Raw genomic sequence first — 6013 nt, forward strand, 5'->3', positions numbered from 1 at the left:
GGAATGGGGAATGGGGAATGGGGAATTGGTAATTGGGGAATTGGGAATTGAGAATTGGGAATTGGGAATTGGTAAATAAGAGTCGGCGAATGGAATTCGCGACTACACAAACGATGTCCGCCTCCGCGGACTGAAGAAGAAGAAGTCGGCGGTATTAAAGGCGGATTTGGTGTGATTAATGATTTTTAATTTAATCGAACTCGCCCGGAGGTAAAGGCTTGTATTCGATCGCCCAAGCATACTAACAACCGGCCGCTTCCGTCAATCCCGGCGGCTTTTCCGCAGATGGTTTCCGAGGAAAGCTCGATCGCCACATTACACCCAATCAGGGCATCGCGGCGGCACAATTCCGGCAAAAGTGGCGTTAAACCGGACTTTTGGGCGGGCTTGTCTGTGGTGGAAAACATATCGGCTAGTTCGAGTAAATAGTGCCGCAGTCGATCGAGCAAACACAATTCATCGGGCACATTACTAGCAATAGAATGCAAGCTTACCGCATTGCCGATCGCCCTTTCATCCAATCCTGCCGCCGCGAAATCTACGCAGCGGTTGAGTCCAATTCCCACAACGGCGCGAGTGCCGAAAATTTTACCAGAAGTGGCTTCACAGAGAATTCCGGCTAATTTGTGGCGATCGATCCAAACATCATTCGGCCATTTCAGGCGCAGCATATCGCGGCATTCGGGCACCAAATCCTCGATCGCGAAAATCACAGCTAAACCGACTGCTAAACTGAGTCCGGGTAACAAATGGGGATTGAGGTTGTCGAGCACAAAACTTGCAGTCAAAACACCGTTTGGGGCGTGCCAGGTGCGATCGTGTTGGCCGCGCCCGCTGGTTTGCCGCTTAGTAAATATTACATCTCCGTGGTGCAGTTGCGCCGCGCGGGCGATCGCCCAACTGTTGGTACTCGGACAGGTATCTAAGGTGTGCAGCCAGTGACGCACTAGCTCGCGATCGACGACATTTATCAACTCAACTCCATTCTGTTCTAATTTGTTGAGTTCTCTCATATCATCTTATCTCAAAAAATACTATTATCTTCGCTGATTTATTATAGAATTTAATTTAAAATCTATCGCCATTTTTTTCTCTTTGATAACTTAAGCACAGGAAATCAGAAACCCAATTTCTTCGTAGATATCTAGTTGGAAAACCAATATTATTGCAGAAAACGGGTTTCTCTAACCTGAGCTTTATCGTCGAAAAAAGACACGCAATTCCTACACAATTTACGCTGCTGATTCCCCTTGCATTTCCAGCAACTCAGGAACCGTCACAAACCGATATCCCTGCTTCTTCAAACCAGCAATCATCTCCGGTAAAGCCTTAATAGTACGATATCGATCGCCCCCGCCATCGTGCATCAACACGATCGCCCCCGGCTTCGCACCCTTCAATACATTATTAACAAAAGCCGACGGTTGAGCGCGCGGATCGGTATCGGCAGAAGTTACCGACCACATCACCACAGCATAATTCTGCTCTTTAGCATACTTAGCTAAGCCATTATTCAAAACACCCCCCGGCGGGCGGAAAAAAGTAGTCTTAACTCCCGTCGTTTCGTAAATAAGTTTAGCCGTGCGATCGATTTCATTAGCCGCCGTCGCTGCATCCATCGGATCGTACCAGTGATGCCACGTATGATTGCCGATCGCGTGACCTTCTGCGACAACTCGGCGAGCAATATCAGGAGAATTTTCGATAGATTGACCTAGCCAAAAAAAAGTTGCTTTAACATCATTTTGCTTAAAAATATCCAGCATTTGTTCCGTCGTTTCCGGCCACGGGCCGTCATCAACAGTTAAAGCAATCACTTTCTCAGAATCTTTGACTTTTCCCTCAAAAACAGTTGTTCCCTGAAACTGTTCAGGCGGCACAAAAGTCAAGAGTTTTTCTTTGGATTCCAATACGGTGAGAAGTTCCTCAATTGTGCGATCGAGATTAAACGCTGTTTGATTGTCCCCAACCTTTTTTACTAACGGATTTACGGTTAAGGATTGGTTAAGGTTCTGTACCTGCATCGCGGCGGTTGCAGGGTTGCCGCTTCCCTGTTGGTTTCCTGGCATCAGCATACCGAGGATAAAGCTAATCGTAGCAGCGGCCAGGGCGATCGCCACAAAACGCCATTCTTTTCTCAGTTTTTGAAACAGATGATTTCCCCTCACTTGAGATTCCTTTCGCTTCACACTGCGGATAATGATAATGGGAATTTCAGGGAAAAAACACTGAATTTTTTATAAATATCTCTCAGCGGGGATTGACAGCGGGATCGGAAGGGCGATCGAATGCGGGCGATGGGAAGGAAGCGGGCGATTCACGGCGGGCGATTCACGGCGGGCGATTCAAATCGCGCCGACACAGACGAAACCCGAGCTCAGAGGGGTTGAAGAGTTAAAGCCTTGCCGCCAGTAAATCCCGAATAATTGGGATTTTCGCCGCAATTTCTGCTTGAGGCACCTCCGTTTGCTCAAAGCTCGATCGCCCTGCAAGTCTCGCGCCCCACTGCTGCAACTTCGGATACTCATCAAAAGATATGTTAAACATCCCCACAGAAGGCACCGCAGTCCCCGCCACGACTTCCGCCAAAGAAAACTGTTCGCCAGCAAAAAAAGTGCGTCCATCCACCAGCAACCCCTCAAAAAACCTCAGCACCGTTAATATCTGTTGCTTTGACTGTGCCAACTTTTCCTCAGTGTCTCCCGGTACACCGAGCATTTGCCTGGTTAAGGGAAACATTGCCGGCAACAGTTCATTTAACGTCACCATTTCCACCATCCGCACAATTCCCAAGGCTTTCGCCTCTGTCGGTAGCAGTGCAGGCGTCGGGTATTTTGCATCTATATAATCGAGAATTGCCAGAGATTCCACCAAAGTCAAATCTCCATCCACTAACACCGGTATGCGGTGGAACGGATTAATTGCCAGAAAATCCGGCCCAAATTGGTCGCCATCGAGGTTAAGTGCGATCGGCTCAAACGCAATCTGCTTTTCCAGAAGTGCCACCCATACGCGGCGAGAATTCAGAGACATCGGAGTGTAGTACAGTTTCAGCATCGGATTTACCACGCGCTACAGCACCAGTTTAGCAGCCAAATGTCTTGATTATTCGTGTGTTCGGAGGAGTGGGAGTGTTGGTTGGGGCGATCGACTACCATTCAAAAAAACTAATTTCAAAAAAAGTTGTATTACCCCCTTGACATTCTTGTAACACGCAATGTAGTATAAATGTATGGCGAAGGGGAAAGAGCTTCAAAGCATTATCCCAAGAGCAATACGAACCTTGAAAACTGAATAGATCATTAATCATGTCACATAATTGCGGACATTTGGCGGTGTAGACTCCGGCAACCATAACTCCCTAGGGTTGTAGTACGCGGAATCAACCGCCACCCCGTCCAAACTTCAGTAATTCAAGAACAAAATATTAGACCTATTGCAAAAATAGCTAGGACGGGCTCTTCGGCCCATCCCACAAGAGAAAAAACTTTTTGTGGGATGGGCCGAAGAGCCCGTCCGAAAATTTGATTACAAGGACTTTTTCAAGAGTTCTATTGTTCATTATCACGGGGGTATAGCTCAATCGGTTAGAGCAGTCGCCTGTCGAGCGAAAGGTTGCGAGTTCAAGTCTCGTTACTCCCGTCAAAGTCCCGCAGGCAAAAGTCAATCCGTCACCCTCTCTGGCGTGAAGATTGCGAGTGCAAACCTCGTCGGGACTCCCAGGTTAGGTGGCTGAGCGGCCCAAAGCGTCGGTCTGCAAAACCGAATTTCGCGGGTTCAACTCCCGCCCTAACCTCTGTTTTTGCTGATTCGCAGGAGCAATCTAAAATCGCAATCTAAAATCGCAAATTCCCAATCTAAAATCTAAAATCGATAGTGCTGTAGGCAAATGGTTTAAGCCGCTTGGTTTTCACCCAAGTGATCTGCGGGTTCAACTCCCGTCAGCACTTTGTGTAGGTCGTTGGCAGAATGGTTTTGCAGCCGCCTTTTAAGCGGATGGATCGAGGTTCAATTCCTCGGCGACCTACCAAATTTTCAATATTGGGTTGGCCCTCCTATTGGTGTGGGTAGCTGTCTGTAAAACAGTAGCTTAAAGCGTTGTTGGTTCAATTCCAGCCCGACCCATTTGCAACTGTATGTAATATGCAATTGCGATCGAGAGAATGTGTTGTAACTGGACAACAATTCAGTTTGCGCAACTGAAGATTTGGGGGTTCAAATCCCTCCGTTCTCGCTCAATTGGAGAAGTGGCCGAGAGGCTTATGGCGCTTTCCTGCTAAGAAAGAGCGGTTTAACACCCGTCGGGGGTTCAAATCCCTCCTTCTCCGTTTTCCCCCGATAGCTCAGTTGGTAGAGCGCTTGTTTGAAGAACAAGAGGCCGTCAGTTCGACACTGACTTGGGGGATTGCGTTGCCTCATAGCTCAATGGTAGAGCTGCACGCTGTTAACGTGATGGTTGTAGGTTCGAGTCCTACTGAGGCAGCCATTTTTTAAATTGCCGGGTAGACAAATTGGTAAAGTCGCCTGTCTCTGAAACAGGAATTTATGTAGGTTCAAAGCCTACCCCGGCATTCAATTATTCGGAAGTCGCCTAATTGGTATGGCACCGCTCTTTGAAAGCGGAACAATGCAGGTTCAAACCCTGCCTTCCGAGTTCTGCTTTTCTAATAGCAGTAATCATGACGCTCCTGTAGCCCAATTGGCAGAGGCCGCAAGCTCAAACCTTGTGTTGTGTAAGTTCAAATCTTACCAGGAGTACCAAATGTTTCACTAAGTTTACACTTGCTCTTGTGGCGGAATTGGCAGACGCGGCAGACTTAAAATCTGTTCTATTTTGATTGTGAGTTCGAGTCTCACCGGGAGCATGAACGGGATGTGGCGTAACTTGGTAGCGCGGCGGCTTTGGGAGCCGAAGGTTGCAGGTTCAAATCCTGCTATCCCGACTTTACCTCTGTGATGTAATTGGAAAACATCATCGAATCAGAATCGGTGTTTTGCAGGTTCAAATCCTGTCAGGGGTACTTGGCTAACAGCCAATTTCTGCTATTTGCTCTCGTGGCGGAAAGGCAGACGCGCTAGTTCGAGAAGCTAGTTTTATACAGGTTCAAATCCTGTCGGGAGCATGGATTTTCCATAAATATCGGAGGAAGTTACAATGCTTAAAATAGTCTATGAATCGCAGCTATTCTGTAGAGAATCGCTCAATTAAAATTTGCCCTTGTAGCCCAATTGGAAGAGGTGTCTCGCTTAGAACGAGAAGGTTGCTGGTTCAAATCCAGCCAGGGGCATTTGGTAATAGCGCGGGGATGGAGCAACGGTTAGGCTCGGCAGTCTCATAAGCTGCAAATCAGCAAGTTCAATTCTTGCCCCCGTCACCAAATTGCAGGTGTGATGTAATTGGCAACATGAGGCTCTTGTAAAGCCTTTATGCGAGTTCAACTCTCGCCACCTGCTTGTACTAAAATCAGAAGGAGTTTATCTAATTATGCTAAATTATAAATAAGAGTTATAGCGCTAATTTTCACCAGCAAATCCGAGTAAAAAGCATGAAAAGAATTGCCATCGCTCAAGACACGCTAAAAATTATCGAAGATGGTTGCTACTTGTCCCCTGAAGGCAAGCAGGTTAAGATCGATCGCCAATTAGCATCCTGTCTTGCTGGGACAGCATACTACGAACCCGAAGCCCTGTCAGCGATTCAGGAAAATATTCTCTCCGGTACTCCCCAATTCTCAAACGAATTTATGGTGAGAAATGAGACAACGCTGGTGGGGGCTGAGCGTACAGCGCGATCGTACAAATTTGCAAAAATTGCAGTCCTAAACTTCGCTTCTGCTAAAAATCCGGGTGGTGGATTCATCAAAGGCGCTAAAGCACAAGAAGAAAGTTTAGCACGTAGTTCTGCACTAGACCTCTTGCAAAATAATTTTATGATCTAATGGAAAGTTTTGCTTTACTGGATTGAATCCCAACTCTTAACTTATTTTTACTCTTGCCTTGCTAGAAACAGGAT

Annotated in this window: 4 protein-coding genes and 19 tRNA genes; 20 read left to right on the forward strand and 3 right to left on the reverse strand. The window is 47.0% G+C overall.

Going from position 1 to position 6013, the window contains the following annotated elements:
- Window positions 1-185 precede the first annotated feature (185 nt).
- The 3 genes from QUB52_RS24060 to QUB52_RS24070 form a co-directional block, all read right to left on the reverse strand.
- Window positions 186-1013 (reverse strand): biotin--[acetyl-CoA-carboxylase] ligase, encoded by an 828-nt coding sequence (locus QUB52_RS24060; protein ID WP_265238057.1) that lies wholly within the window; start codon window positions 1011-1013, stop codon window positions 186-188.
- A gap of 219 nt (window positions 1014-1232) precedes the next feature.
- Window positions 1233-2168, reverse strand: a complete 936-nt coding sequence (locus QUB52_RS24065; protein WP_332970142.1) for a polysaccharide deacetylase family protein — start codon at window positions 2166-2168, stop codon at window positions 1233-1235.
- A 226-nt stretch (window positions 2169-2394) separates the two neighbouring features.
- On the reverse strand, window positions 2395-3057 hold the full coding sequence (locus tag QUB52_RS24070; RefSeq protein ID WP_332974997.1) for a glutathione S-transferase family protein: 663 nt from the start codon (window positions 3055-3057) through the stop codon (window positions 2395-2397).
- Window positions 3058-3568: 511 nt separating this feature from the next.
- Here QUB52_RS24070 and QUB52_RS24075 point away from each other — a divergent pair.
- The 20 genes from QUB52_RS24075 to QUB52_RS24170 all read left to right on the forward strand — a co-directional run bounded on the left by QUB52_RS24075 (window position 3569) and on the right by QUB52_RS24170 (window position 5939).
- Window positions 3569-3642, forward strand: a tRNA-Asp gene (locus QUB52_RS24075).
- Window positions 3643-3722: 80 nt separating this feature from the next.
- Window positions 3723-3796: transfer RNA gene (locus QUB52_RS24080), tRNA-Cys, on the forward strand.
- Between the two features lie 79 nt (window positions 3797-3875).
- Window positions 3876-3950: transfer RNA gene (locus QUB52_RS24085), tRNA-Glu, on the forward strand.
- Between the two features lie 5 nt (window positions 3951-3955).
- Window positions 3956-4030 (forward strand) — tRNA-Lys (locus QUB52_RS24090).
- A 13-nt stretch (window positions 4031-4043) separates the two neighbouring features.
- A tRNA-Tyr gene (locus tag QUB52_RS24095) sits at window positions 4044-4125 on the forward strand.
- Window positions 4126-4159: 34 nt separating this feature from the next.
- Window positions 4160-4234 (forward strand) — tRNA-Arg (locus QUB52_RS24100).
- Window positions 4235-4241: 7 nt separating this feature from the next.
- A tRNA-Ser gene (locus QUB52_RS24105) sits at window positions 4242-4328 on the forward strand.
- 4 nt (window positions 4329-4332) lie between these two features.
- Window positions 4333-4405: transfer RNA gene (locus QUB52_RS24110), tRNA-Phe, on the forward strand.
- Between the two features lie 6 nt (window positions 4406-4411).
- Window positions 4412-4486 (forward strand) — tRNA-Asn (locus QUB52_RS24115).
- A gap of 10 nt (window positions 4487-4496) precedes the next feature.
- A tRNA-Gln gene (locus QUB52_RS24120) sits at window positions 4497-4572 on the forward strand.
- 8 nt (window positions 4573-4580) lie between these two features.
- Window positions 4581-4654 (forward strand) — tRNA-Gln (locus tag QUB52_RS24125).
- A gap of 30 nt (window positions 4655-4684) precedes the next feature.
- A tRNA-Leu gene (locus QUB52_RS24130) sits at window positions 4685-4761 on the forward strand.
- A gap of 23 nt (window positions 4762-4784) precedes the next feature.
- A tRNA-Leu gene (locus tag QUB52_RS24135) sits at window positions 4785-4865 on the forward strand.
- Between the two features lie 4 nt (window positions 4866-4869).
- Window positions 4870-4943 (forward strand) — tRNA-Pro (locus QUB52_RS24140).
- A gap of 4 nt (window positions 4944-4947) precedes the next feature.
- Window positions 4948-5021: transfer RNA gene (locus tag QUB52_RS24145), tRNA-Leu, on the forward strand.
- A 28-nt stretch (window positions 5022-5049) separates the two neighbouring features.
- A tRNA-Leu gene (locus QUB52_RS24150) sits at window positions 5050-5123 on the forward strand.
- Window positions 5124-5214: 91 nt separating this feature from the next.
- Window positions 5215-5288, forward strand: a tRNA-Leu gene (locus QUB52_RS24155).
- Window positions 5289-5299: 11 nt separating this feature from the next.
- Window positions 5300-5378: transfer RNA gene (locus QUB52_RS24160), tRNA-Met, on the forward strand.
- Window positions 5379-5382: 4 nt separating this feature from the next.
- A tRNA-Thr gene (locus tag QUB52_RS24165) sits at window positions 5383-5454 on the forward strand.
- A gap of 92 nt (window positions 5455-5546) precedes the next feature.
- Window positions 5547-5939, forward strand: coding sequence for a TIGR02452 family protein (locus tag QUB52_RS24170; RefSeq protein ID WP_332974996.1), 393 nt, complete (start codon window positions 5547-5549; stop codon window positions 5937-5939).
- Window positions 5940-6013: the final 74 nt, after the last annotated feature.

Source organism: Microcoleus sp. A6-C6, assembly GCF_036705955.1.
In the GTDB taxonomy this organism is placed as follows: domain Bacteria; phylum Cyanobacteriota; class Cyanobacteriia; order Cyanobacteriales; family Microcoleaceae; genus Microcoleus.

Bases quoted from the DNA above. Each gene is read 5' to 3' on its own strand.
- QUB52_RS24060 (WP_265238057.1), bottom strand. From the start codon at position 1,013: ATGAGAGAACTCAACAAATTAGAACAGAATGGAGTTGAGTTGATAAAT.
- QUB52_RS24070 (WP_332974997.1), bottom strand. From the start codon at position 3,057: ATGCTGAAACTGTACTACACTCCGATGTCTCTGAATTCTCGCCGCGTA.
- QUB52_RS24170 (WP_332974996.1), top strand. From the start codon at position 5,547: ATGAAAAGAATTGCCATCGCTCAAGACACGCTAAAAATTATCGAAGAT.